Origin of the sequence: Streptomyces sp. 1114.5 (genome assembly GCF_003635085.1) — a bacterium.
Taxonomy (GTDB): domain Bacteria; phylum Actinomycetota; class Actinomycetes; order Streptomycetales; family Streptomycetaceae; genus Kitasatospora.
In genome coordinates, this window is the sequence record NZ_RBXE01000002.1 from 1 (window position 1) to 26,088 (window position 26,088).

General features: G+C 71.5%; 13 protein-coding genes and 2 rRNA genes. 12 read left to right on the top strand and 3 right to left on the bottom strand.

The annotated features are described in order from the left end of the window. The 3 genes from BX285_RS23535 to BX285_RS23545 form a co-directional block, all read left to right on the top strand. Nucleotides 1-2,745, top strand: a 23S ribosomal RNA gene (locus BX285_RS23535); the annotation flags it as partial. Between the two features lie 72 nt (nt 2,746-2,817). Beyond that, a 5S ribosomal RNA gene (gene rrf, locus BX285_RS23540) occupies nt 2,818-2,934 on the top strand. A gap of 61 nt (nt 2,935-2,995) precedes the next feature. After that, nucleotides 2,996-3,841, top strand: coding sequence for a phosphatase PAP2 family protein (locus BX285_RS23545; protein ID WP_121177907.1), 846 nt, complete (start codon nt 2,996-2,998; stop codon nt 3,839-3,841). Between the two features lie 21 nt (nt 3,842-3,862). Here BX285_RS23545 and BX285_RS23550 read toward each other — a convergent pair whose 3' ends face one another. Together BX285_RS23550 and BX285_RS23555 are read right to left on the bottom strand one after the other, a co-directional pair. Then, nucleotides 3,863-4,426, bottom strand: coding sequence for an acetate uptake transporter (locus BX285_RS23550; RefSeq protein WP_097236061.1), 564 nt, complete (start codon nt 4,424-4,426; stop codon nt 3,863-3,865). Nucleotides 4,427-4,783: 357 nt separating this feature from the next. After that, nucleotides 4,784-7,348 carry a SpoIIE family protein phosphatase gene (locus BX285_RS23555; protein WP_121177911.1) on the bottom strand — a complete coding sequence of 855 codons (2,565 nt, stop codon included), beginning with the start codon at nt 7,346-7,348 and terminating at the stop codon, nt 4,784-4,786. 577 nt (nt 7,349-7,925) lie between these two features. On the opposite strand from BX285_RS23555, the gene BX285_RS23560 reads away from it, so the two are divergent. From BX285_RS23560 to BX285_RS23600, 9 genes are all read left to right on the top strand, one after another. Further along, the gene (locus BX285_RS23560) at nt 7,926-12,452 is read left to right on the top strand and encodes a hybrid sensor histidine kinase/response regulator (RefSeq protein ID WP_121178975.1); all 4,527 of its coding nucleotides are present in this window, start codon (nt 7,926-7,928) and stop codon (nt 12,450-12,452) included. A gap of 305 nt (nt 12,453-12,757) precedes the next feature. Then, entirely contained in the window at nt 12,758-13,396 is a 639-nt protein-coding gene (locus BX285_RS23565; RefSeq protein ID WP_097239978.1) for a response regulator, read from the top strand. A gap of 147 nt (nt 13,397-13,543) precedes the next feature. Further along, the gene (locus BX285_RS23570) at nt 13,544-16,210 is read left to right on the top strand and encodes a DNA translocase FtsK (RefSeq protein ID WP_097236059.1); all 2,667 of its coding nucleotides are present in this window, start codon (nt 13,544-13,546) and stop codon (nt 16,208-16,210) included. A gap of 316 nt (nt 16,211-16,526) precedes the next feature. Then, on the top strand, nt 16,527-17,390 hold the full coding sequence (locus BX285_RS23575; RefSeq protein ID WP_097236058.1) for a helix-turn-helix domain-containing protein: 864 nt from the start codon (nt 16,527-16,529) through the stop codon (nt 17,388-17,390). A 96-nt stretch (nt 17,391-17,486) separates the two neighbouring features. Beyond that, the gene (rimO, locus tag BX285_RS23580; protein WP_121177914.1) at nt 17,487-18,992 is read left to right on the top strand and encodes a 30S ribosomal protein S12 methylthiotransferase RimO; all 1,506 of its coding nucleotides are present in this window, start codon (nt 17,487-17,489) and stop codon (nt 18,990-18,992) included. Continuing rightward, the gene (pgsA, locus tag BX285_RS23585) at nt 18,989-19,627 is read left to right on the top strand and encodes a CDP-diacylglycerol--glycerol-3-phosphate 3-phosphatidyltransferase (protein WP_097236056.1); all 639 of its coding nucleotides are present in this window, start codon (nt 18,989-18,991) and stop codon (nt 19,625-19,627) included. Before rimO ends, pgsA begins: the two co-directional genes overlap by 4 nt. Before the next feature lie 17 nt (nt 19,628-19,644). Beyond that, nucleotides 19,645-20,127 carry a CinA family protein gene (locus tag BX285_RS23590; RefSeq protein ID WP_373560474.1) on the top strand — a complete coding sequence of 161 codons (483 nt, stop codon included), beginning with the start codon at nt 19,645-19,647 and terminating at the stop codon, nt 20,125-20,127. Between the two features lie 317 nt (nt 20,128-20,444). After that, nucleotides 20,445-20,813 carry a helix-turn-helix domain-containing protein gene (locus tag BX285_RS23595; protein WP_097236055.1) on the top strand — a complete coding sequence of 123 codons (369 nt, stop codon included), beginning with the start codon at nt 20,445-20,447 and terminating at the stop codon, nt 20,811-20,813. Between the two features lie 55 nt (nt 20,814-20,868). Then, nucleotides 20,869-21,168 carry a hypothetical protein gene (locus BX285_RS23600; RefSeq protein WP_147465225.1) on the top strand — a complete coding sequence of 100 codons (300 nt, stop codon included), beginning with the start codon at nt 20,869-20,871 and terminating at the stop codon, nt 21,166-21,168. Nucleotides 21,169-21,302: 134 nt separating this feature from the next. Here the strand turns inward: BX285_RS23600 and BX285_RS23605 are convergent, their stop codons facing one another. After that, nucleotides 21,303-26,021, bottom strand: coding sequence for an ATP-dependent helicase (locus BX285_RS23605; RefSeq protein ID WP_121177919.1), 4,719 nt, complete (start codon nt 26,019-26,021; stop codon nt 21,303-21,305). Between the last annotated feature and the right edge of the window lie 67 nt (nt 26,022-26,088).

Consider the following 26,088-nt stretch of genomic DNA (forward strand, 5'->3'; position numbering starts at 1 on the left):
GTCGAAGGACATGCGAAAGGTCCGGCGTAGAGGGTAAGACCCCCGTAGACGAAATCTGTACGGCTTGCTTGCTCATCTCCCAAGTAGCACGGGGCCCGAGAAATCCCGTGTGAATCTGGCGGGACCACCCGCTAAGCCTAAATATTCCCTGGTGACCGATAGCGGATAGTACCGTGAGGGAATGGTGAAAAGTACCGCGGGAGCGGAGTGAAAATAGTACCTGAAACCGTGTGCCTACAAGCCGTGGGAGCGTCGTCGTGGTCTTCGGATCACGGCCGTGACTGCGTGCCTTTTGAAGAATGAGCCTGCGAGTTTGCGGTGTGTAGCGAGGTTAACCCGTGTGGGGTAGCCGTAGCGAAAGCGAGTCCGAATAGGGCGACTCAGTTGCATGCCCAAGACCCGAAGCGGAGTGATCTAGCCATGGGCAGGTTGAAGCGCGGGTAAGACCGTGTGGAGGACCGAACCCACCAGGGTTGAAAACCTGGGGGATGACCTGTGGTTAGGGGTGAAAGGCCAATCAAACTCCGTGATAGCTGGTTCTCCCCGAAATGCATTTAGGTGCAGCGTCACGTGTTTCTTGCCGGAGTAGAGCACTGGATAGGCGATGGGCCTTACCGGGTTACTGACCTTAGCCAAACTCCGAATGCCGGTAAGTGAGAGCGTGGCAGTGAGACTGTGGGGGATAAGCTCCATGGTCGAGAGGGAAACAGCCCAGAACACCGACTAAGGTCCCTAAGCGTGTGCTAAGTGGGAAAGGATGTGGAGTCGCAGAGACAACCAGGAGGTTGGCTTAGAAGCAGCCACCCTTGAAAGAGTGCGTAATAGCTCACTGGTCAAGTGATTCCGCGCCGACAATGTAGCGGGGCTCAAGCACATCACCGAAGTCGTGTCATTGCAGCATTGAGGGCCAACGCCTGCTGTGATGGGTAGGGGAGCGTCGTGTGCCGGGTGAAGCGGCGGTGGAAACCAGTCGTGGACGGTATACGAGTGAGAATGCAGGCATGAGTAGCGATACAAGAGTGGGAAACTCTTGCGCCGATTGACCAAGGGTTCCTGGGTCAAGCTGATCTGCCCAGGGTAAGTCGGGACCTAAGGCGAGGCCGACAGGCGTAGTCGATGGACAACGGGTTGATATTCCCGTACCCGCTTTGAAGCGCCAACGCTGAACCTCTTGATGCTAAGCCCGTGAAGCCGGCCCGGAGTCTTCGGACAATGGGACGTGGTGGAGCCGGTGACCCAACGGGGTAGTAGGTGAGCGATGGGGTGACGCAGGAAGGTAGTCCAGCCCGGGCGGTGGTTGTCCCGGGGTAAGGGTGTAGGCCGTGAGGTAGGCAAATCCGCCTCACGTTAAGGCTGAGACCTGATGCCGAGCCGATTGTGGTGAAGTGGATGATCCTATGCTGTCGAGAAAAGCCTCTAGCGAGTTTCATGGCGGCCCGTACCCCAAACCGACTCAGGTGGTCAGGTAGAGAATACCGAGGCGTTCGGGTGAACTATGGTTAAGGAACTCGGCAAAATGCCCCCGTAACTTCGGGAGAAGGGGGGCCATTCCTGGTGACGGGCCTTGCGCCTTGAGCTGGGGGTGGCCGCAGAGACCAGCGAGAAGCGACTGTTTACTAAAAACACAGGTCCGTGCGAAGCCGTAAGGCGATGTATACGGACTGACGCCTGCCCGGTGCTGGAACGTTAAGGGGACCGGTTAGCTCCATTTCGGTGGGGCGAAGCTGAGAACTTAAGCGCCAGTAAACGGCGGTGGTAACTATAACCATCCTAAGGTAGCGAAATTCCTTGTCGGGTAAGTTCCGACCTGCACGAATGGCGTAACGACTTCTCGACTGTCTCAACCATAGGCCCGGTGAAATTGCATTACGAGTAAAGATGCTCGTTTCGCGCAGCAGGACGGAAAGACCCCGGGACCTTTACTATAGCTTGATATTGGTGTTCGGTTCGGCTTGTGTAGGATAGGTGGGAGACTTTGAAGCGGCAACGCCAGTTGTTGTGGAGTCGTCGTTGAAATACCACTCTGGTCGTGCTGGATGTCTAACCTGGGTCCGTGATCCGGATCAGGGACAGTGTCTGGTGGGTAGTTTAACTGGGGCGGTTGCCTCCTAAAGGGTAACGGAGGCGCCCAAAGGTTCCCTCAGCCTGGTTGGCAATCAGGTGTTGAGTGTAAGTGCACAAGGGAGCTTGACTGTGAGACTGACGGGTCGAGCAGGTACGAAAGTAGGGACTAGTGATCCGGCGGTGGCTTGTGGAAGCGCCGTCGCTCAACGGATAAAAGGTACCCCGGGGATAACAGGCTGATCTTCCCCAAGAGTCCATATCGACGGGATGGTTTGGCACCTCGATGTCGGCTCGTCGCATCCTGGGGCTGGAGTAGGTCCCAAGGGTTGGGCTGTTCGCCCATTAAAGCGGTACGCGAGCTGGGTTTAGAACGTCGTGAGACAGTTCGGTCCCTATCCGCTGTGCGCGTAGGAGTGTTGAGAAGGGCTGTCCCTAGTACGAGAGGACCGGGACGGACGAACCTCTGGTGTGCCAGTTGTCCTGCCAAGGGCATGGCTGGTTGGCTACGTTCGGGAGGGATAACCGCTGAAAGCATCTAAGCGGGAAGCCTGCTTCGAGATGAGCACTCCCACCTCCTTGAGAGGGTAAGGCTCCCAGTAGACGACTGGGTTGATAGGCCGGATATGGAAGCCCTGTGAGGGGTGGAGTTGACCGGTACTAATAGGCCGAGGGCTTGTCCTCAGTTGCTCGCGTCCACTGTGTTGTTCTGAAACAACGACCGCCCTGCCGGCGGGTCGGACAGTTTCATAGTGTTTCGGTGGTCATAGCGTGAGGGAAACGCCCGGTTACATTCCGAACCCGGAAGCTAAGCCTCACAGCGCCGATGGTACTGCAGGGGGGACCCTGTGGGAGAGTAGGACGCCGCCGAACAATCATTCCGAAAAGACCCCCTTCCATTCGGGAGGGGGTCTTTTTGCGTTACCCTCTGCCAATGCAGAACCTGACCCTGACCTGGCAGTCCGCCGGGGGCGCTGCCGCCGGTCTCTACGCCGGTGCGTTCGCCGCGGCCAAGGTTCGGAAGCCGGCGTTGTCGGCGCTGCTGCGGGAGGCCGGGACGCTGCTGGCGCTGTTCGCGCTCTGGCAGCTGGTCGGGCACCTGTCGGTGATGAGTACGGATCACGCGCTGGACCGGGCGAGCTGGATCCACCACACCGAGCAGGTGATCGGGTTGCCCGACGAGGCGTCCTGGCAGGCGGCGGTCACGCCGTACCCGGTGCTGGTCCGGCTGGCGAACTACTACTACGCGGTCATGCACTTCGCGGTGATGCTCGGCGTCCTGCTCTGGGTGTTCGTGCGGCACCGGGAGCGGTACTCATGGGTGCGGAACACGGTGGTGATCACCACCGCCGTCTGCCTGCTGGTGCAGTTCATTCCGGTGGCACCGCCCCGGATGCTGTCGGAGAGCGGCTTCGTCGACGTGGCTGCGGAGTACGGGCAGTCGGTGTACGGGGGCGCGGTCGGCGGTGTCGTGGTGGCTGACCAGCTGTCGGCCATGCCTTCGGTACACGTGGCCTGGTGCGTGCTGGCCGCGGTCGCGGTGATCCGGGTGTCGCGCAGCTCGCTGCGGTGGGTGATGCTGCTGCACCCGGTGCTGACCGTCGCGGTGGTCGTGGTGACGGCCAACCACTTCTGGTCGGACGGCATCGTCGCGGTGGTCATCCTCCTGCTCGCTTACGCCGTCCTGGCGTTGGCGGCACGCCGACGGGGCCGGCCCTCCGTCGGGACGGAGGGCCGACCCCGCAGCACCGCCGAGGAGCGGTTGGAACAGGTCGGTTGAGCCGGCTCGGTGTCCGGCCGGTCACTTGACCGGCAGGGCGACCTTCCCCCAGGAGCCGTTGCTCAGCGCGGAGGTGGCCCAGTACCAGGCGGCGAGGCCGGAGACGGCCGCGACCCAGCCGGCGAGCTTGGCCAGACCGCCGTAGCCGCCGAAGGTGGCGATGGCGGACAGCAGCAGGGAGAGCGTCAGCAGGCCGTAGACGGCCCGGCTGAGCAGGCCCGAGCCCCAGCTCGCCGCGGTGAGGGTGAGCGCGAGCAGGGCCCACAGCAGCAGGAACAGTCCGGCGGCGTTCTTGCCGGCGCCGCCCGCCGCCGACCAGGTCGCCCAGAAGGCGCCGAGGCTGGTGAAGGCGGTTCCGGTGAAGCCCTCGCCGCCGCGGAGCTGCCAGAGGCCCGCGATGAAGAGAGTGACGCCGCCGAGCAGGTGGGCGAGGTGGGCCGCGTCGCCGACTCCGGTGCCGTGCAGGAGGCCGGTGGAGAGCAGGCCGTAGGCGAGAAGTGTCAGGCCGAGGGCGAGGTAGCCGAGGTTACCCGCGTCGGCTCCGGTGGAACGGGCGTTCGTTGCCCCGGTAGCGTCGTTGCTCACCGGAGGCTCCTTTCACTCTGGGCGCGCGCAGGGCGCAGTGACGCTGTGGTGTGGTGTCGGTGAGTGGATGCGCGCGACCGCGCCGAGGGCGCACGGCTGTGGGCGTGCGCGGGCTGCGGTCAGAAGTGACGGGCCAGGAGTGATGGGCCAGGGAAGAACCGCTGGCCACGTCCCCGCCGGGTGGATTCCCCGGTGGGATCGGTCTACCCGACGCAGGGCGCTTGTACCCTTGTGAAGATAACAATTTGTGACTGCGTCAGCTGCCGAGTGCGGACGAGTGCGGACGAGTGCCGACGCGGGCCGACGCGGGCCGACGAGCGCGGACGAGTGCGCGGAGCCGCCGGAGTCGGGGAGGGCTCAGGGCCGGCGACGCTGGTTGGGCACCCGCAGGGTCAGGATCGCCATGTCGTCGGACGGCGGCTCGGGGGCGAAGCGCTCGACGGCGCGCTGGACGCGGGCTGCGACGGCGCCGGCGGTCAGGCCGGTGCAGCCGGTGAGCACCTCGGCAAGGCCGTCGTCGCCCAGCATCCGCCGGCCCTCACGGCGTTCGGTGACGCCGTCGGTGACGCACAGCAGGACCTCGCCGGGGGCGAGCACCAGGGTCTCGGCGGTGAGTTCGAGGTCGTCCATGACGCCGAGCAGCGGCTGCGGGGTGGCGGCGCGGTCGACCCGGCCGTCGGTGCGCAGCCGCAGCGGGAGCGGGTGGCCGGCACAGACCAGGGAGAGTTCGGTGCTGCCGTCCGGGCGGGGCGTCAGTTCGCCGTAGAGCAGGGTGAGGAAGCGGCTGCGCGAACCCTCGTCCAGGATGGCCGCGTTGAGGCGGCTGAGCACCTGCGGGGCGTCCAGGCCCTCGCGGGCGAGCAGCCGCAGCGAGTGCCGGGCCAGGCCGGTGACCGAGGCGGCCTCGGGGCCGGTGCCGCAGACGTCGCCGATGGCGAAGCCGTAGGTGCCCTCGCGGATGGTGAACAGGTCGTAGAAGTCCCCGCCCACCTCGTTGCCCTCGCCGGCGGCCTGGTAGTAGACGTCCACCTCGACGCCCGGGATCTCCGGCAGGTCCGGCGGCAGCAGGCTGCGCTGCAGGGCCTGGCTGGTGGCGGTGCGCTCGGAGTAGAGGCGGGAGTTGTCGAGGGCGAGGGCGGCGCGACGGGAGAGGTCCTCGGCGAGTTCGAGGATCTCCTGGCGGAACCGGACGCCGGCCGGGACGCCGAGGGCCAGCAGGCCGATGACGCGGTTGCGGGCGGTCAGCGCGATGGCGACGGTCTCGCCGAGCAGGCCGGCGAGTTCGGGGTTGTCGGTGAGTCCGCCGGCTTCGGCGGCTTCGGCGGGCGCGGTCCAGAAGCGGACGCCGTGGGTGGGGCCGGCCGCGGGGGCGGGGGTCTTGTCGAGCAGGTCGCGCAGCGGGTCGATGCGGTCCTCGTCCTCGTGCAGGACGAAGGCGAGCCGGGCCGGGGACGTGTGGTCGGCGGTGGTGTAGACGGCGCACCAGGAGGCGAGGGTGGGGACGGCCATCTGGGCCATCAGCGCGAGGGTCTGCTCGTGTTCGAGGGTGCCGGCCAGCAGGTCGGAGGCCTCGACGAGGAAGGAGAGCGAGCCTCGGCGAAGCCGTTCGAGCTCGGTCAGCCGGGTGCTCTCGACGGCGAGGGCGACCCGGTCGGCGGCGGACTGCAGGCGCAGCGCGTCCTCGTTGTCGTAGCGGCCCGGCGAGGCGGCGGCGATGCCGAGCGAGCCGATCAAGCGGCCCTCGACCTTGAGCGGGACGGTGAGCAGGGAGCGCATGCCGCTGTCGGTGAGCAGGGGCAGGCCGGTGGGGCGGGCGCTGAGGTCCTCGTGGACGGAGGGCAGCCGGGCGGAGTGGTAGCGGTTGCCGCTCTCGACGGGGAAGCGGGTGTGCCGGCGGTGTCCGGAGGTGAGGCCGGTGGCGGCGCGGACCTCGAACTCGGCCTCGTCGTCGGTGGTGAGCAGCAGGTAGGCGGCGTCGCCGTCGAGCAGGTCGCGGGCGCGCTCGACGGTGCGCTGCAGCAGCGTGTCGAGGTCGTCGGTGGTGACCGGGCCGGCCAGCAGGTCGAGCCGGGGGCCGGCAGGGTCGGGGCGCTCGCCGGGCAGGACGCGGGAGGGGGAGCGCAGGACGGCGCGGTCGGGTTCGAGGACGAGCAGGCAGAGGGCGGAGGGGACGCCCGCGGTGTCGCGCACGCGCACCTGCACGCCGTACACCTCGACCTCCCGGCCGTCTTGGCGGCGGATCCCGTAGCCGCCCTCCCAGCGGGCCATCCGCAGGGTGTCGGTCAGATCGAGGCCGCGGCCGGCGGGCTTCGGCCAGACGGCGAGGTCGGCCCAGGGGCGGCCGAGGACGGCGCCGGCGGGGTAGCCGAAGAGCGCCTCGGCGTCCGGGTTCCAGGCCAGGACGCGGCCGTCCTCGTCGAGTTGGACGACGGCGACGTGCACCGGTCCGGGGCTGCTGGGCAGGTCGCTTCCGGGGGTGGCGGGAACGGCGTAGCGGGTGCCGAGCACGTGTGCGGGCAGGGCGAGGCGGAACCAGACGGTCTTCCGGCCGGCCCCGTACTCGACGCCCCATCTCTCGGCGAGGGCGGAGCACATCAGCAGGCCGCGGCCGCCTTCGCCGTCGGGGTCGGCGTAGCGGTCGGAGGCGGTGACGGGCCCGTCACCGAGGGAGGGCAGGCCGCGTTCGGGGTGGCGGTCGGTGACCTCGATCCGGACGGTCTCCTCCTCGCGCAGGCAGCAGACCTCGGCGGGGGTGCCGGCGTGTACGACGGCGTTGGTGACCAGCTCGCTGACCAGCACGACCGCGTCGTCCACGACCTCGGGCAGACCCCAGCCGAGCAGCGCGTCCCGGACGAAGCCCCGGGCGGCCGCCGCGGACCTGCCGTCGGGGTCGAAGGTGGCGGCTGCGCGCGCGGTGACCACGTTGCCACTTCTCCTCTGCTGCTTCTTGCCCTGGCTGTCCGGGGTGCGGCGCCGACTTTCCCCGTGCGCGCCGTCGGGGTGAGCGGCGGCGCTGGGTCGGGTCGTGGCCCGGTGCAGCGCTCCACCCTACTTTCCGCTTGGTTCCCCGTGGGGGCGGGGCGTCGAAACAGGCACCTGAGGGTGATTCTGCCCACCTGTTTCGGACGGTGCGGTGCTTTCCGTGCGTAACCGGCCGTACACCCGGCGCCGGTGCTGCCAGACTGGGGGGTCCGCACTGACCGGTACGAGCAGTACGGTCGTGTGGGTGCCGGTGCGCCGCAGGCCGCCGGTACGCAGCCCAGCCGGGCCGGTGCCCGGGCGCGCGTGTCGCGCTCGGCACGGGCGGTCACCGGACAGTTCACGATGTGGGAGGGGCCCGTTGAGTTCGGCCACCAAGGACGCAACCGGTACGACGCCGCCCGCCCAGCGCGGCGGCCGCCCCGGGACCGCGCCGCGGAACGCGGCCGGCCGTCGGGCGAGCCACAACCGCGGTGCGGAGCCCGCCGACCTGCGCAAACTGCTGTCCGCGCTGACCGCGATGCGCGACGGCAACTTCCGCCGCCGGCTGTCTGTCCCGGGCGACGGCCCGCTGGCGGAGATCGCCGCGGTGTTCAACGAGGTCGCCGAGCGCAACCAGCACCTGACCGGTGAACTGGCCCGGGTGCGGCGGGCGGTGGGCCGCGAGGGCCGGCTGAACGAGCGGCTGGAGACCGGGGCCGGCGAGGGCGCCTGGATGGCGGCGACCGACAACTGCAACGCGCTGATCGACGATCTGGCCCGTCCGATGGCAGAGGTGGGCCGGGTGCTCACCTCGATCGCCGAGGGCGACCTGGACCAGAAGATGGAGCTGCGCTCGCTGCACAGCAACGGGGTGAGCCACCCGCTGCGCGGCGAGTACCTGAAGATCGGCCGGACCGTCAACGGACTGGTGGACCAGCTCTCGGAGTTCACCGACGAGGTGACCCGGGTGGCCCGTGAGGTGGGCACCGAGGGCAAGCTCGGCGGTCAGGCCAAGGTCCGTAGCGTGTCGGGCAGTTGGAAGGACCTGGCGGATTCGGTCAACACCATGGCCGGCCGGCTGACCGCGCAGGTGCGCAACATCGCGCAGGTGACCACGGCGGTGGCCAAGGGCGACCTGTCCCGCAAGGTCACCGTCGAGGTGGCCGGCGAGATGCTGGAGCTGAAGAACACCGTCAACACGATGGTGGACCAGCTGAACGGCTTCGCCGCCCAGGTCACCACCGTTGCCCGGGACGTGGGGACGGAGGGTCGGCTGGGCGGTCAGGCCCAGGTGCCGGGCGTGGCCGGGGTGTGGCGGGACCTCACCGACTCGGTGAACTTCATGGCCGACAACCTGACCGGCCAGGTGCGCAACATCGCCCAGGTGACCACGGCGGTGGCCCGTGGTGACCTGTCGCAGAAGATCGAGGTGGACGCGCGCGGCGAGATGCTGGAGCTGAAGAACACCATCAACACGATGGTGGACCAGCTCTCCGGCTTCGCCGAGCAGGTGACCCGGGTGGCCCGCCAGGTGGGCACCGAGGGCCGGCTGGGCGGTCAGGCGCAGGTGCCGTGGGCGGCCGGGGTGTGGCGGGACCTGACCGACAACGTCAACTTCATGGCCAACAACCTCACCGACCAGGTGCGCAACATCGCCCAGGTGACGACCGCGGTCGCCAAGGGCGACCTGTCGCAGAAGATCCAGGTGGACGCGCGCGGGGAGATCCTGGAGCTGAAGAACACCATCAACACGATGGTGGACCAGCTGGGCGCCTTCGCGGACGAGGTCACCAGGGTCGCCCGGGACGTCGGCACCGAGGGCATCCTCGGCGGTCAGGCCAGCGTGCCGGGCGTGGCCGGGATCTGGAAGGACCTGACCAACTCCGTCAACCTGATGGCCAACAACCTGACCAGCCAGGTCCGCAACATCGCCGAGGTGACCACGGCGGTGGCCCGCGGAGACGTGTCGAAGAAGATCACCGTCGACGCCCGGGGCGAGATCCTGGAGCTGGTGACGACCGTCAACACCATGGTCGACCAGCTGTCGGCCTTCGCCGACGAGGTCACGCGCGTTGCCCGAGAGGTGGGCACCGAGGGGATCCTCGGCGGTCAGGCGCGGGTGCGCGGGGTGTCGGGTATCTGGAAGGACCTGACCGACAACGTCAACTTCATGGCGTCCAACCTGACCGGTCAGGTCCGCAACATCGCCGAGGTCGCCGGCGCGGTGGCCCGCGGAGACCTGTCCAAGAAGATCTCCATCGACGCGCAGGGCGAGGTCGCGGCGCTCGCCGCCACCCTCAACACCATGGTCGACCAGCTCTCCTCCTTCGCCGTGGAGGTCACGCGCGTTGCCCGCGAGGTGGGCACCGACGGCACCCTGGGCGGTCAGGCGAGCGTGCCCGGCGTGGCCGGGATCTGGAAGGACCTGACCGACAACGTCAACCTGATGGCCAACAACCTGACCGGTCAGGTGCGCAACATCGCGCTGGTGATCACCGCCGTGGCCCGCGGCGACCTCTCGCAGAAGATCGACGTGGACGCGCGCGGCGAGATCCTGCAGCTCAAGACCAGCATCAACACCATGGTCGACCAGCTCTCCGCGTTCGCCGACGAGGTCACCCGGGTCGCCCGCGAGGTGGGCACCGACGGGCGGCTCGGCGGCCAGGCCCGGGTGCCCGGCGTGGACGGCACCTGGCAGGACCTGACCGAGTCGGTGAACGAACTGGCCAACAACCTGACCCGGCAGGTGCGTGCGATCGCCCAGGTCGCCACCGCGGTGACCAGGGGCGACCTGAGCCTGCGGATCGACGTGGACGCGGCGGGCGAGCTCGACGAGCTCAAGGACAACATCAACCAGATGATCGCCAACCTGCGCGAGACCACCCGCACCAACCAGGAGCAGGACTGGCTCAAGACCAACCTGGCCCGGATCTCCGGCCTGCTCCAGGGCCGCCGGGACCTGGAGGCGGTCGCGTCCCTGATCATGACCGAGCTGACCCCGGTCGTCTCCGCCCAGCACGGCGCCTTCTTCCTCGCCCAGCCGGCCGGCCGCACCGCCGAACTGATCACCGAGGACGACGACGAGAACGACACGGTGCTGCGCCTGATCGGCAGCTACGGCTACCAGCGCAGGGCGATGCCGACCACCTTCCGCCCCGGCGAGTCGTTGATCGGCCAGGCCGCGGTGGAGAAGCGGGCGATCATCCTCAAGGAGGCGCCGCCCGGGTACCTCAAGATCGCCTCCGGCCTCGGCGAGGCCTCCCCGGCCCACATCGTGGTGCTGCCGGTGCTGTTCGAGGGCCGGCTGCTGGGCGTGATCGAACTGGCCACCTTCAGCTCCTTCACGACCGTCGCGCTGGACTTCCTGAACCAGATCGCGGACCTGATCGGTGTCACGGTCAACACCATCAGCGTCAACACCAAGACCGAGGGCCTGCTGCTGGAGTCCCAGCGACTCACCGCCGAACTCTCCATGCGGTCCGCCGAGTTGGAGGCGCGCCAGGAGGAACTGGAGCGCACCAACGAGGAGTTGCAGGAGAAGGCCGAGCAACTCGCCCAACAGAACCGCGACATCGAGATCAAGAACAGCGAGATCGAGGAGGCCCGCCAGGTCCTGGAGGAGCGCGCGGAACAGCTCGCCCTGGCCTCCCGGTACAAGAGCGAGTTCCTCGCCAACATGTCGCACGAGCTGCGCACCCCGCTCAACTCGCTGCTGATCCTGGCCAAGCTGCTCTCCGACAACAACGAGGGCAACCTCTCGCCCAAGCAGGTCGAGTTCGCCGACACCATCCACGGCGCCGGCTCCGACCTGCTCCAGCTGATCAACGACATCCTCGACCTGTCCAAGGTCGAGGCCGGCAAGATGGACGTCCGCCCGGCCCGGATCGCCCTGGTCCAGCTGGTCGACTACGTGGAGGCCACCTTCCAGCCGGTCGCGCTGGACAAGAACCTGGACTTCGCCGTCCGGGTCTCGCCCGCCCTGCCGGTCACCCTGCACACCGACGAGCAGCGGCTCCAGCAGGTGCTGCGCAACCTGATCTCCAACGCCGTGAAGTTCACCGACGCGGGCGCCGTCGACTTCTCGATCCGCCCGGCCGGCCGGGAGGTCCCGCAGCACGTGCGCGAGCGGCTGCTGGAGTCCGGCTCGATCAAGGGCCCGGACGAGGAGCTGATCGCCTTCTCGGTCTCCGACACCGGCATCGGCATCCCCGGTAACAAGCTGCGGGAGATCTTCGAGCCGTTCCGGCAGGCCGACGGCACCACCAGCCGCAAGTACGGCGGCACCGGCCTCGGGCTGTCGATCAGCCGCGAGATCGCCCGGCTGCTCGGCGGCGAGATCCACGCCGAGAGCGAGCTGGGCAAGGGCTCCACGTTCACGCTCTACCTGCCGCTGCGCACCGAGGCCCCGGAGGCCGGCCCGGGCGAGCAGCGGCCCTCGGCCGAGCGCCAGGCCGGGCCGAACGACCGGGTGCCGCGCGCCTCGGTCGGGGTGACCCCGGTCGGCCTGCCGGTGCCGGTCGGCGAGAACCCGGCCGACCACTGGGCCCAGGAAGTCCGGGAGATGGCCGAGGAGCGCCGCCGCGGAGCCGTCGAACGCCGCCGCAACGCCGCCCTGGAGACCGCCTCCGGGCCCCGGGCGGTCGAACCCGCCGCGCCCCGGCCGGCCAACGGCGGCCGGCGCTTCGACGGTCAGCAGGTGCTGATCGTGGACGACGACGTCCGCAACGTGTTTGCCCTCACCAGCGTGCTGGAGCAGCACGGCCTGACCGTCCTGTACGCCGAGAACGGCCGCGAGGGCATCGAGATGCTGGAGCAGCACGAGAACGTGGCGCTGGTCCTGATGGACATCATGATGCCGGAGATGGACGGCTACGCGACCACCGAGGCGATCCGCCGGATGCCCCAGTTCGCGGGCCTGCCGATCATCGCGCTGACCGCCAAGGCGATGAAGGGCGACCGGGAGAAGTCGCTGCAGGCGGGTGCCACCGACCACATCACCAAGCCGGTCGAGACCGACCACCTGCTGTCGGTGATGCACGAGTGGCTGAGCGGCGACCGCTCGTGAGCTCGAAGACGGGCCCGGGGGAGGCGTGAACCCCGGGCCGGGCCCCCGGGTTCGCGCCTGCCGGGCGGTCGCTTTGCTGGCGGTCGGGCCGGGGAACCGGGTAGGGTCACCGATCGTTGCGAACAGTGACCGGATGGCGACGCCCTGCTGAGCGTGCGCCGGAGCACTGGCCGCGCGCCGCTCCGGATCGGGTCACGACGGAGCGATGTGCCGGGCGAGGGGGTGCGGCTAGCATGACCGGGGTAGCGGTGGGCAGTACGCGAGTGCCCGCACCGGGCGGCAGGCAGGCGACAGGAGGGCGGGCCCTGATGCAGAAGGCGAAGATCCTCCTGGTCGACGACCGACCGGAGAACCTGCTGGCGCTGGAGGCGATCCTCTCGGCCCTGGACCAGACGCTGGTGCGCGCCGCGTCCGGCGAGGAGGCGCTCAAGGCGCTGCTCACCGACGACTTCGCGGTGATCCTGCTGGACGTCCAGATGCCCGGGATGGACGGCTTCGAGACCGCCGCCCACATCAAGCGCCGCGAGCGCACCCGGGACATCCCGATCATCTTCCTGACCGCGCTCAACCACGGTCCGCACCACACCTTCCGGGGTTACGCGGCCGGGGCCGTGGACTACATCTCCAAGCCCTTCGACCCGTGGGTGCTGCGCGCCAAGGTCTCCGTCTTCGTCGACCTGTACGCGAAGAACTGCCAGCTGAAGGAGCAGGCCGCGCTGCTGCGGCTGCAGCTGGAGGCGGGCGGCGGCGAGCAGGCCCTGGGCGGGGTGCTGCTGGGCGAGCTGTCCGCGCGGCTGGCGGCCGTCGAGGAGCAGGCGGAGTCGCTGGGCAAGCAGCTGGACGGGGTCGAGGACGCCGGGGTGGCGGCGACCGCCGCGCACCTGGAGCGCAAGCTCGCGGGACTGCGCCGGGCGCTGGACGCGATGCGCCCGGGAAGCCCCTGATCCGCCGCCCCGGGTTCACCCGCCCGAGTGGTTTGGTGCGGCGCACGGGTGAATCCCGGTCAGGGTGACGGTGTGTCTGCGACACGTCCGGGCGGCCCGGCTCGGGCGCATGTGCACCGGTGGTCCGCACCGGTAGGCTGCTGACCCATGGCCACTCGTACGCCCGGAAACGCAGCACGTAAGACGAGTCCGGGACCGTCCAAGAAGGCCGCGGCGAAGGCCCCCGGCAAGCCGCCCGCGAAGAAGGCGGCGGCCAGGAAGGCGGCCCCCGCGAAGAAGGCGGCGGCCAAGCCCGCACCCGCGCCGGCACCGTCCCGGTCGGTGCTGATGGGCGCGCTCAACGCACTGGCGAGCCCGATCGCCGCGATCTTCCGCGGCGCCAGGTACCTCGACCCGGCCCACCGCAAGGACGGCGTGGGCCTGCTGCTGTTCGCGCTCGGGCTGGCCACCGCCGCCGGCACCTGGTTCAGCGAGAAGGGCTGGCTCAACGACGCGGCCACCAACGTGGTCTCCGGGCTGTTCGGCCGGCTCGACGTGCTGGTGCCGTTCCTGCTGGCCGGGATCGCCATCCGGATCTGGCGCCACCCGGACCTGCCGGAGGCCAACGGCCGGATCATGATCGGGCTGACCACGCTGCTGGTCGGCGTCCTCGGCCTGGTCCACATCGGCTGCGGCGCGCCCGTGATGGGCAGCGGCGCCTCCCGGATAAGGGCGGCCGGCGGCATCCTCGGCTGGGCCGCGTCCACCCCGATGATGGCCGCCGCGGGCCCGGCGCTCGCCGTGCCGCTGCTCCTGCTGCTGGCCTTCTTCGGCCTGCTGGTGGTCACCGCCACCCCGGTCAACCGGATCCCGGAGCGGCTGCGGGCGATCGGCATACGGCTCGGCGTGGTCGAGCCCGGGCCGGACGACGAGTACCGCGGGGGGCGCACGCCGGAGCGCGACCTGTCCACCGAGCCGCCGGAGGACGCCGACCCCGACGCCCTGCCGTTCACCGTGGACAGCGGTGGTGACGATCCGGCGGACGAGGTGGCCGCCCGCCGGCTCCGCCGCCGGCGCCGCCAGGCCGACCCGGAGGATCCGGCGGAGGCCGTCCGGGTCTCCCTGGACAAGGAACCGCAGGACCCGTACGCCACCCGCAACCTCGCCGCCGGCGCGGCCGCCGATCTTGACGGCGCGCTGGTCTACGGCGTGCCCGCCTCCTCCGCGGTGGCGGACATGATGCACCAGGTGCAGGACCGCACCGCCCCGCCGGAGGAGCCCGTCGTCCCGGCCGCCCGCGGCGCAGGCCCGGGCGCGCCCGAGGAGCACGGCCCGGCACCGGTGCGGATGGAGCAGCTCCAGCTCACCGGCGACGTCACCTACGCGCTGCCCTCCCTCGACCTGCTGGAGCGCGGCGGCCCGGCCAAGGCCCGCAGTGCCCTCAACGACGAGGTGGTCGCCCAGCTCACCGGCACCTTCGCCGAGTTCAAGGTGGACGCCCGGGTCACCGGCTTCACCCGGGGCCCGACGGTCACCCGCTACGAGGTCGAGCTCGGCCCGGCCGTCAAGGTGGAGCGGATCACCGCGCTCGCCAAGAACATCGCGTACGCGGTGGCCAGCCCGGACGTGCGGATCATCAGCCCGATCCCGGGCAAGTCCGCGGTCGGCATCGAGATCCCCAACCGGGACCGCGAGATGGTCAACCTCGGCGACCTGCTGCGTTCGCGCACGGCTGCCGAGGACACCCACCCGATGGTCGTCGGCATGGGCAAGGACGTCGAGGGCCACACCGTGATGGCCAACCTCGCCAAGATGCCGCACATCCTGGTGGCCGGCGCCACCGGCGCGGGCAAGTCGTCCTGCATCAACTGCCTGATCACCTCGATCCTGGCCCGGGCCACCCCGGACGAGGTCCGGATGGTGCTGGTCGACCCCAAGCGGGTCGAGCTGACCGCCTACGAGGGCATCCCGCACCTGATCACGCCGATCATCACCAACCCCAAGAAGGCCGCCGAGGCCCTGCAGTGGGTCGTGCGCGAGATGGACATGCGCTACGACGACCTCGCGGCGTACGGCTTCCGGCACGTGGACGACTTCAACGCGGCGGTGCGGGCCGGCAAGGTCACCCCGCCGCTGGGCAGCGAGCGGGAGCTGCGGCCGTACCCGTACCTGCTGGTGATCGTCGACGAGCTGGCCGACCTGATGATGGTCGCGCCGCGCGACGTCGAGGACTCGGTGGTCCGGATCACCCAGCTGGCCCGTGCGGCCGGCATCCACCTGGTGCTCGCCACCCAGCGGCCCTCGGTGGACGTGGTCACCGGCCTGATCAAGGCCAACGTGCCGTCCCGGCTGGCCTTCGCGACCTCCGCGATGGCCGACTCCCGGGTCATCCTGGACCAGCCCGGCGCGGAGAAGCTGATCGGCAAGGGAGACGCGCTCTTCCTGCCGATGGGCGCCAGCAAGCCGATCCGGATGCAGGGCGCGTTCGTCACCGAGGCGGAGATCGCCAAGGTGGTGCAGCACTGCAAGGACCAGCTGAGCGCCGTCTACCGGGACGACGTGACGGTCGGCGGCGGGCCGAAGAAGGAGATCGACGAGGAGATCGGCGACGACCTGGACCTGCTGATCCAGGCGGCCGAGCTGGTGGTCTCCACCCAGTTCGGCTCGACCTCGATGCTCCAGCGCAAGCTCCGGGTCGGCTTCGCCAAGGCGGGCCGGCTGATGGACCTGATGGAGTCGCGCGGGATCGTCGGCCCCAGCGAGGGCTCCAAGGCCCGCGACGTCCTGGTGAAGCCGGACGAGCTCGACGGGGTGCTGCTGACCCTGCGGGGCTGAGGACGGACCTGCGGGGCTGACGGGCCGTGTCCTCCGCCGGGGCCGGGTCCTCCTCCCGGCCCGTGTCCCGGGCGGGTGTCACTCGTTCGGAGGAGGGCGGGCGCGGTGTGCGGAACCGGACGTCCGTACACCGCGTCACAGGCCGGGAAGCGAACGCCGGGTCCTCCGCGCGACTGCGCTGACGGCCGGTCAGCGCAATGCCGGGCCCCGGCCGGAGCGGGTGCGCGCATTCGGTCCCTCTCCGCTTGAGAAACGATCCGCCCACGCCCCTAGACTGTTCCCCAGCAGGTGGCCATCCGCTCGAAAGGCGTGCCCCGTGACCATCGGCAAGTCCTCCGACCGCGAGAACGCCCCGTCGTCCGTCCTGCCGACCGACGACGCGGTGCAAGCGGCCGATGCCCCGAGCATCGGCCGGGTGCTGTCCGCCGCCCGGATCGACGCGGGACTCACGGTGGACCAGGTGAGTACCGCCACCAGAGTCCGGGTGCCGATCGTCCATGCCATCGAGGAGGACGACTTCGGCCGCTGCGGCGGCGACTTCTACGCCCGCGGGCACATCCGCCTGATCGCCCGCGCCGTCGGCGCGGACGGCGAGGCGCTGGTTGCCCGGTACGACGCCGCGCACGGCGGCTCCCCGGCCTCCAAGCGCCCGGCGGGTCAGCTGATCGACAGCGGCCCGATCAAGGTGCCCAGCCGCGGCCGGCCGAACTGGGCGGCCGCCATGGTCGCCGCGATCGTCGCCGTGGTCGCCCTGATCGGCTTCAACCTGGTCAGCGGCAAGGGCGGGCACGGCACCACCGGCTCGGCCAGCGCGCCGCTGCCCAGCGGCTCCGGCACCGGCTCGGTGGCCCCCGCGGCCAGCCCCGCCGTCCAGCCGCCGGCGCCCGCGCCGAGCGCCGCCGCGATCGCCGCCGTCCCGGCTGACAAGGTCACCGTGAAGCTCGTCGCCGCGGGCACCAGCTGGGTCTCGGCGATGAACGGCAAGGGCGAGTCGCTGTTCCAGAACAACATCAGCGACGGCCAGGACCAGACCTTCACCGACGCCAAGCAGATCAAGCTGGTGCTGGGCAACGGCGGAGCCGTGCACGCGTACGTCAACGGGAAGGACCTCGGTCTCCTCGGCAAGGACGGCCAGGTGGTGCACGTCACGTACACCCCCGGAGACCCGCAGGCGGGCTGACCACAGGGGCTGCGGAGCCCGCTGATGATCAGCTGATCCGAGGCGCGCGGCCTCCGGGGCGAACGGCACCGGAGGCCGCGCGTTAATCTTGGGCCTATGCCTGAACGCCGCACTGTCGCCCTTGTCACGCTCGGATGCGCCCGCAACGAGGTGGATTCCGAGGAACTCGCCGGGCGACTGGAAGCCGACGGCTGGTTGCTCGTCGACGACGCCGCCGAGGCCGATGTCGCCGTCGTCAACACCTGCGGCTTCGTCGAGGCCGCCAAGAAGGACTCCGTGGACGCCCTGCTGGAGGCCAACGACCTCAAGGGCCACGGCCGCACCCAGGCCGTCGTCGCGGTCGGCTGCATGGCCGAGCGGTACGGCAAGGAGCTCGCCGACGCCCTGCCCGAGGCCGACGGCGTGCTCGGCTTCGACGACTACGCCGACATCTCCGACCGCCTGCAGACCATCCTGTCCGGCGGCCACCACGCCCCGCACATCCCGCGCGACCGCCGCAAGCTGCTGCCGATCAGCCCCGCCGAGCGGCAGTCCGCCGCCGAGGCCGTCGCGCTGCCCGGCCACGGCGCCGAGGCCGCCGCCGAGCCGATCGCCGACCTGCCCGAGGGCGTCGCCCCGGCCTCCGGCCCGCGCACCCTGCGCAAGCGGCTGGACGACAACCCGGTCGCCTCGGTCAAGCTCGCCTCCGGCTGCGACCGGCGCTGCTCCTTCTGCGCCATCCCGGCCTTCCGCGGCTCCTTCATCTCCCGCCGCCCCTCCGACGTGCTGCACGAGGCCCAGTGGCTGGCCGGGCAGGGCGTCCGCGAGATCGTCCTGGTCAGCGAGAACAACACCTCGTACGGCAAGGACCTCGGCGACATCCGGCTGCTGGAAACGCTGCTCGGCGAGATCGCCGCGATCGAGGGCGTCGAGCGGGTGCGGGTCTCCTATCTGCAGCCGGCCGAGATGCGCCCGGGCCTGATCGACGCGATGACCGGCATCGAGGACGTCGCGCCCTACTTCGACCTGTCCTTCCAGCACTCGGCGCCCGCCGTGCTGCGCCGGATGCGCCGCTTCGGGTCCACCGACCAGTTCCTGGAGCTGCTGAAGACCATCCGCGACAAGGCCCCGCAGGCCGGCGCCCGCTCCAACTTCATCGTCGGCTTCCCCGGCGAGACCGAGGAGGACTTCGCCGAGCTGGAGCGCTTCGTCACGCACGCCGGGCTGGACGCGATCGGCGTCTTCGGCTACTCCGACGAGGAGGGCACCGAGGCCGCCGGCTACGACGGCAAGCTGCCCGAGGACGTGATCGCCGACCGGCTGGACCGGCTCAGCCGGCTGGCCGAGGAGATGACCGCCCAGCGGGCCGAGCAGCGGATCGGCACCGAGGTCGTGGTGCTGGTCGAGTCGATCGAGGACGGCGTGGTCGAGGGCCGGGCCGCCCACCAGGCCCCGGAGACCGACGGCCTGACCACCCTCGAAGGCGTCGAGGCGCCCGCGGTCGGGCAGTTCTGGCGGGCCAAGGTGGTGGCCAGCGAGGGCGTCGACCTGGTCGCCGAGGCGCTGGAGCAGGTCCGGCCGGCCAGGACGTCGGGGGCCGAGACCCCGGGAGCCGGGGAATGACCCAGGGGCCCGGCGCCCCGGCCGCGGCCCACCCGGGCAGACCGGCGGCCGCGGTGCCGTCGACCCCGGGGGTCTGGAACATCGCCAACGTGCTCACGATGGTCCGGGTGCTGCTGGTGCCGGTCTTCGTGGCCCTGCTGTTCGCCGGCGGCGGGCACGATCCCAAGTGGCGCTCGGTCGCCTGGGCCGCGTTCGCCATCGCGATGATCACCGACCTGTTCGACGGGGAGATCGCCCGCCGCAAGGGTCTGGTCACCGACTTCGGGAAGATCGCCGACCCGATCGCCGACAAGGCGATCATGGGCTCGGCGCTGATCGGCCTCTCGCTGCTCGGCGACCTGCCCTGGTGGGTCACCGTGGTGATCCTGGCCCGCGAGCTCGGCATCACCCTGATGCGCTTCTGGGTGATCCGCTACGGGGTCATCCCGGCCAGCCGCGGCGGCAAGCTCAAGACGCTGACCCAGGGCACCGCGGTCGGCATGTACGTGCTCGCCCTGACCGGCTGGCTGGCCACCGGGCGGGCCGTGCTGATGGGGCTGGCGGTGCTGCTGACCGTCGGCACCGCGCTGGACTACGTCGGACAGGCGCTGCGACTGCGCCGCGAGGGACGGGCCGCGGAGCGCGCGGACCGGTGAGCGACGGGGGAGACCGGGTGGCGGAGCACGACCACGGGCTGGCCGAGCGGGCGCACGCCGCCCTGCGGGCCGAGGGCGGCACCCTGGCCGTCGCCGAGTCGCTGACCGGGGGGCTGCTGGCCGCCGCGCTGGTGGACGTCCCCGGGGCGTCCGCGACCTTCCGGGGCTCGGTCACCGCGTACGCGACCGAGCTGAAGGCCTCGGTGCTCGGCGTCGACGAGGGCCTGCTGGACGTGTACGGGCCGGTCCACCCGGTGGTGGCCCGGCAGATGGCCGAGGGCGTGCGGCGGCTGCTGGGTGCCACCTACGGGCTGGCGACCACCGGGGTGGCCGGTCCGGAGCCGCAGGGCGGGCAGCCGGTGGGCACCGTACACCTGGCGGTCGCCGGACCGGGGGGAACTCTGGTCACTTCGCCCCTGCTGTCGGGCGGGCGTGCCACAATCCGTCACGGGGCGGTGACTGCCGCGCTGGAGCTGCTCGTCGGCCGGCTCGCACGATGACGGCCCTCGCCGACGGATCTCCACCGAACCGAGATCTGCCGATCTGGCGCGCGGGGACGACACAGCTGGAGGATCGTGTTACATCCAACAGCCTGGTTGGGCAGAAACCAGGTGGCGAACGAGTTGCGTGACGGTGGCCGGGTGGCCCGCGTCGGGTACCACGAGGGGCCCACGGACCCGGGGACGACACCGGAACGAGGAGGGGGACAGCCTTGCAGCCCAGAGTGAACACGACCAGGGTCCCCGCACGCGAAGCGGGCAAGGCGGTACGGTGGGGTCGTGACATCTCGATCCGCAGTCCGAGGAGGGAGGCACCGATGATCCTGCTCCGTCGCCTACTGGGCGATGTACTGCGTCGGCAGCGCCAGCGCCAGGGCCGCACACTCCGCGAGGTGTCGGCGGCCGCCAGGGTTTCGCTCGGGTACCTCTCCGAGGTCGAGCGGGGACAGAAGGAGGCCTCCTCGGAGTTGCTCTCCGCCATCTGCGACGCACTCGACGTCCGGATGTCCGAGGTCATGCGCGAGGTCAGCGACGAACTGTCGCTCGCCGAACTTGCGGCGATGGCCACCCTCTCCGAAGGTGATCTGCTGAGGCCGGTACTCGAACCGGTTCCGCTTCCCGCCCCCGGCAGCGACCGGGCGACCATGTCGCCCAAGGCCGCCGCGATGGACGTGGTCGCCGCCTGATCCCGGCCTCGACTCCCGGGCGTCCCTGCCCGGGGCGAGCGAAGGGAGGGCGGTCGTGCGAAGAGACGTGCGGATGCGCCCGTCGGCCCGAATACGGGCCCGGGCGCGACTGTTGCTCCGGGCGCGACGTCCGGTGCGGCCGGTCCTGGCGGCCGTGGCGGCCGGGTTCGCCTGGTGGCTGCTGATCGTCCGGGGACAACTCGCCGACGGTGCGGCGCTCGGGCTGCTCGCGGCCGGAGGCTGGGGGCTCGGTCTCATCCCGGTGCACGCCGACCGGAACGCGACCGGACCGGCCAGGCGCCGGCCCGAGGAGACGGTCCGGCCGGTGGAGGCCCAGCCGCCGCAGATCGGGTGAGTACGACCCGGGCGACGACGGCTCGGGAGACACGACCCGGGAGACACAGCTCGGGAGATCAGACGTGGCCGGAGGCCGCGGGGTCCTGGACCCCGCGGCCTCCGGCGTTCCCGTGTGCTGCTTCGTGCCCTGGCTCAGGGGCGCAGCCGCAGGCCGCGCGGGGTGGCGTGGAACCCGGCGTCCTCCAGGGCGCGGCCGAGCTCGGAGCCGAGGGCGGGCTCGCCGTTGGCCCGCTCCACCGTGACGCTGCCGAGCGCGCCCGCCCGGATGGCGGCGGCCAGCGCACCGGCCGCCAGCGCCCGGGTCTCCTCGTCCTCCGGCCAGGCCAGCAGGGACTTGCCGCCGCGCTCGACGTACAGCGCCAGCTCGCCGTCCACCAGGACCACCAGGGCGCCCGCCTTGCGGCCCGGGCGGTGGGCGGTGGACTCCTTGCCGCCGGGCGCGGTGGGCGGCTCCGGCCAGGGCAGGGCGGCGCCGTAGGCGTTGGCAGGGTCGGCGGCGGCCAGCACCAGGGCCTGCGGCGGCTCGGCGGCCGGGGCGTCGGGCCACTCGGCGGCCCGGGCCCGCTCCAGTCGGCCGTTGACGGAGCGCAGCCGGTCGGCCGCGCCCTCCATCGCGAACTGGGCGCCGCCGAGGCCCTCGACGAAGTAGCCCCGGCGGGCCCGGCCGCGTTCCTCCATCGCGGCGAGCACCCGGTAGACCCCGGCGAAGCCGCCGGGCACCCGTTCGGCCGCCACCGTGCCCCGGGTGAGCAGGCCGTGGCGATCCAGCAGGCTCTGCGCCTGGGCGGTGGCCCGGACCGTCGGGTCGGGGGCGAGGGCGGGCAGCAGCGACCAGCGCCCGGCCACCGTCGGCGGACCGCTGCGCAGGGCGCCGCCGACCCGGCCGAAGGGGCGGCCGGCACCGCCGTAGCGGCCGCGCGGCGTCGCCCGGGGCGCGCGGTGGGCGGTGGCGCCGGCCGTCCGGGCGGAGCCGAGCAGGGCGCGCAGCGGGGCGAGGGTGTCATTGGTGACGTAGCCGGCCCAGACCAGGTCCCACAGGGCCGTGACGACCTCGGGCTCCGCGGTCTCCTCCGGGAGCTGTTGGACGAGCTGGCGGAAGAACAGGCCGTAGCCGCCGGCCAGGGCGGACATCAGGGCGCTGTGCAGCGGGGTGAGCGCGGGCGGGACCGGCTCGGGGCGCAGCAGGTGGGCGTTCTCGGTGAGGTGCAGGCTGATCCAGCCGTCCTTGCCGGGCAGTGCGCCGGCCCCGCACCAGCCGATCTCGCCGGCCGCCGTCAACTCGTCCAGCAGGCCGGGGGAGTAGTCGGCGAGCCGGGCCGGGAGGACCAGCTTCTCCAGGGCGGAGGCGGGCAGGGCGGTGCCCTGGAGCTGTTCGACCACCCTCAGCAGGCCGTCCGGGCCGCGCAGCCGGTGGCCGGCCAGGTGCTGCCACTGCGGGAGGAAGGCGGCCAGGGCACGCGGCGGGACGGGCTCGACCTCCTGGCGCAGGGCGGCCAGCGAGCGGCGGCGCAGCCGGCGCAGCACCTCGGCGTCGCACCACTCGGGGGCGGCGGTGTGGCTCTCGGCGGGCCGGAACGCGCCCTGGACCAGGCGGCCGGCGGCGGTGAGGCGGTGCAGGGTGCCGGTGACGACGGCGGTGCCCAGGCCGTACCGGGCGGCGGCCTCGGCGGCGGTGAACGGGCCGTGGGTGCGGGCGTGGCGGGCCAGCAGGTCGCCCAGCGGGTCCTTGACCGGTTCGGTGAAGGCCTCGGGGACGCCGACCGGCAGCGGGGTGCCGAGCGCGTCGCGCAGCCGTCCGGCGTCCTCGATCGCGGCCCAGCGCTGCTCGCCGGCGATCCGGACCTGGATCACCCGGCGGGCGGCCTCCAGTTCCAGGGCCCACAGCGGCTCGGCGCCGCGGGCGGTCAACTCGGCCTCGCCGAGCGGGCCGAGCAGGCGCAGGGCGTCGGCGACGCCCTCGGCGTCCCTGATCCGGCGCTCGGGGGTGAGGCGTTGGAGCTCGGCCTCCAGCTCGGCGAGCACCCGGGGGTCGAGCAGTTCGCTCAGCTCGGCCTGGCCGAGGAGTTCGGACAGCAGCCGGGAGTCCAGCGAGAGGGCGGCGGCCCGGCGTTCGGCGAGCGGGGAGTCGCCCTCGTAGAGGAACTGGGCGACGTAGCCGAAGAGCAGCGAGCGGGCGAAGGGCGAGGGCTCGGGGGTGGTGACCTCGACCAGCCGGACGGCGCGGGATTCCAGGTCCCCCATCAGCTCGACCAGGCCGGGGACGTCGAAGACGTCCTGCAGGCACTCGCGGACGGCCTCCAGGACGATCGGGAACGAGCCGTACTCGGAGGCGACTTCGAGCAGTTGGGCGGCGCGCTGGCGCTGCTGCCAGAGCGGGGTGCGGCGGCCGGGGTTGCGGCGGGGGAGCAGCAGGGCGCGGCCGGCGCACTCGCGGAAGCGGGAGGCGAACAGGGCGGAGCCGCCGACCTGGTCGGTGACCAGCTGTTCGATCTCGCCCGGGTCGAACAGGGCGGCGTCGGCGCCGACCGGGGCCTCGTCCGGGGTCGAACCCGCCTGTTGCGACAGGTCCGCAGGGCTGCCGAAATCGAAGTCGGGGGCGAGCAGGTCCGCGTCGGGCAGGCGCAGGACGATGCCGTCGTCGGCGTGCATGACCTGGGGGTCGAGGCCGTGCTTCTCCCGGAGCCGGGCGCCGAGGGCGAGGGCCCAGGGGGCGTGCACCTGGGCGCCGAACGGGGAGTGGATGACGATCCGCCAGTCGCCGAGCTCGTCGCGGAAGCGCTCGACCACGATGGTGCGGTCGTCCGGGAGGTGGCCGCAGGCGGCGCGCTGTTCGGCGAGGTAGTCGAGCAGGTTGGCGGCGGCCCAGTCGTCCAGCCCGGCCTGCTTGAGGCGCTCGGTGGCGGCCGCGGGCTGCAGCGCACCCAGCTCGCGGGTGAACGCGCCCAGGGCGCGGCCGAGTTCGAGCGGACGGCCGAGGGTGTCGCCCTTCCAGAACGGGAGCCGGCCGGGGATGCCTGGGGCGGGGGTGACCAGCACCTTGTCGTGGGTGATCTCCTCGATCCGCCAGGAGGTGGTGCCCAGCGTGAAGACGTCGCCGACGCGGGACTCGTAGACCATCTCCTCGTCGAGCTCTCCCACCCGGCCGCCGCCCTTCTTGGGGTCTGCGCCGGCGATGAAGACGCCGAACAGGCCGCGGTCGGGGATGGTGCCGCCGGAGGTGACGGCCAGGCGCTGGGCGCCGGGGCGGCCGGTCACGGTGCCGGCCACCCGGTCCCAGACCACGCGGGGGCGCAGCTCGGCGAAGGCGTCCGAGGGGTAGCGGCCGGCCAGCATGTCGAGCACGGCGTCGAAGGCGGACTGCGGGAGGGTGGCGAAGGGTGCGGCGCGGCGGACCACGGCGAGCAGGTCGTCCACCGGCCAGGTGTCCAGGGCCGTCATCGCGACGAGTTGCTGGGCCAGCACGTCCAGCGGGTTGCGGGGGATGCGCAGCGCCTCGATCCGGCCGGCCCGCATCCGCTCGGTGACCACGGCGGACTGCACCAGGTCGCCCCGGTACTTGGGGAAGAAGACGCCGGTGGAGACCGCGCCGACCTGGTGGCCGGCCCGGCCGACCCGCTGCAGGCCGGAGGCGACCGAGGGCGGGGACTCGACCTGGACGACCAGCTCGACGGCGCCCATGTCGATGCCCAGCTCCAGGCTGGAGGTGGCGACCACGGCGGGCAGCCGGCCGGCCTTCAACTCCTCCTCGACCAGGGAGCGCTGCTCCTTGGAGACGGAGCCGTGGTGGGCCCGGGCGATGACCGCGGGCGCGCCCTTGGCTGCGCCCGAGCCGCCCATCAACTGGGCCGGGGCGTGCGCCTCGGGGGCGGCGGTGCCGGTGGCGCGCTCGTGGGCGATCTCGTTCAGCCGGTTGCACAGGCGCTCGGCCAGACGGCGGGAGTTGGCGAAGACGATGGTGGAGCGGTGCGCCTCGACCAGGTCGACGATCCGCTCCTCGACATGCGGCCAGATCGAGGCTTGACGCTGTGGGTCGCCGGCGGCGGCGCCGCCGGTGGCCGGGGCGGCGGGCAGGTCGTCCAGGTCGGGGACGGGGACGACCACCGAGAGGTCGAAGTCCTTGGCGGCGGGCGGCTGGACGACGACGGCGCCGCGCTGCGGGCTGAGGAAGCGGGCCACCTCCTCGACCGGGCGCACCGTCGCGGACAGGCCGATCCGGCGGGCCGGGCGGTCCAGCAGCTCGTCCAGCCGCTCCAGGGTGAGCGCGAGGTGTGCGCCGCGCTTGGTGCCGGCGACCGCGTGCACCTCGTCCAGGATCACCGTGTCCACGCCGCGCAGGGCCTCCCGGGCGGCGGAGGTGAGCAGCAGGAACAGTGATTCGGGGGTGGTGATCAGGATGTCCGGCGGGTGGGTCGCGAAGCGGCGGCGGTCGGCGGCCGGGGTGTCGCCGGAGCGGATGGCGACCTGGACCTCCGGCTCGGGCAGACCGAGCCGGACGGCGGCCTGGCGCAGGCCGGTCAGCGGGGCGCGCAGGTTCCGTTCGACGTCCACCGCGAGGGCCTTGAGCGGGGAGACGTAGAGGACCCGGCAGCGGTGCTTGGGATCGGCCGGGGGAGGGGTGCTGCTGAGCCGGTCGAGGGCGGAGAGGAAGGCGGCGAGCGTCTTGCCGGAGCCGGTGGGGGCGACCACCAGGACGTCCGTGTCCCGCTGGATGGCGCGCCAGGCCTCGGCCTGGGCGGTGGTGGGGGCGGAGAAGGCGCCGGTGAACCAGGCCCGGGTGGCCGGGGCGAAGCCGGCCAGGGGGTCGTCGGGCCGGGGGGAGCCGGTGGCTGGGGTCGGGTGCTGGGGCGCCATGCCCCCATGGTGCCGGGTGGGACCGACAACGGGTGGCCGAGGCGTGGGGGAGGGGTGCAAGCCGGGG

Coding starts and splice junctions, on each gene's coding strand:
- BX285_RS23605 (WP_121177919.1), bottom strand. CDS start 26,021: ATGGCGCCCCAGCACCCGACCCCAGCCACCGGCTCCCCCCGGCCCGAC.
- pgsA (WP_097236056.1), top strand. CDS start 18,989: ATGACCCAGGGGCCCGGCGCCCCGGCCGCGGCCCACCCGGGCAGACCG.
- BX285_RS23560 (WP_121178975.1), top strand. CDS start 7,926: ATGCGCGACGGCAACTTCCGCCGCCGGCTGTCTGTCCCGGGCGACGGC.
- BX285_RS23595 (WP_097236055.1), top strand. CDS start 20,445: ATGATCCTGCTCCGTCGCCTACTGGGCGATGTACTGCGTCGGCAGCGC.
- BX285_RS23570 (WP_097236059.1), top strand. CDS start 13,544: ATGGCCACTCGTACGCCCGGAAACGCAGCACGTAAGACGAGTCCGGGA.
- rimO (WP_121177914.1), top strand. CDS start 17,487: ATGCCTGAACGCCGCACTGTCGCCCTTGTCACGCTCGGATGCGCCCGC.
- BX285_RS23545 (WP_121177907.1), top strand. CDS start 2,996: ATGCAGAACCTGACCCTGACCTGGCAGTCCGCCGGGGGCGCTGCCGCC.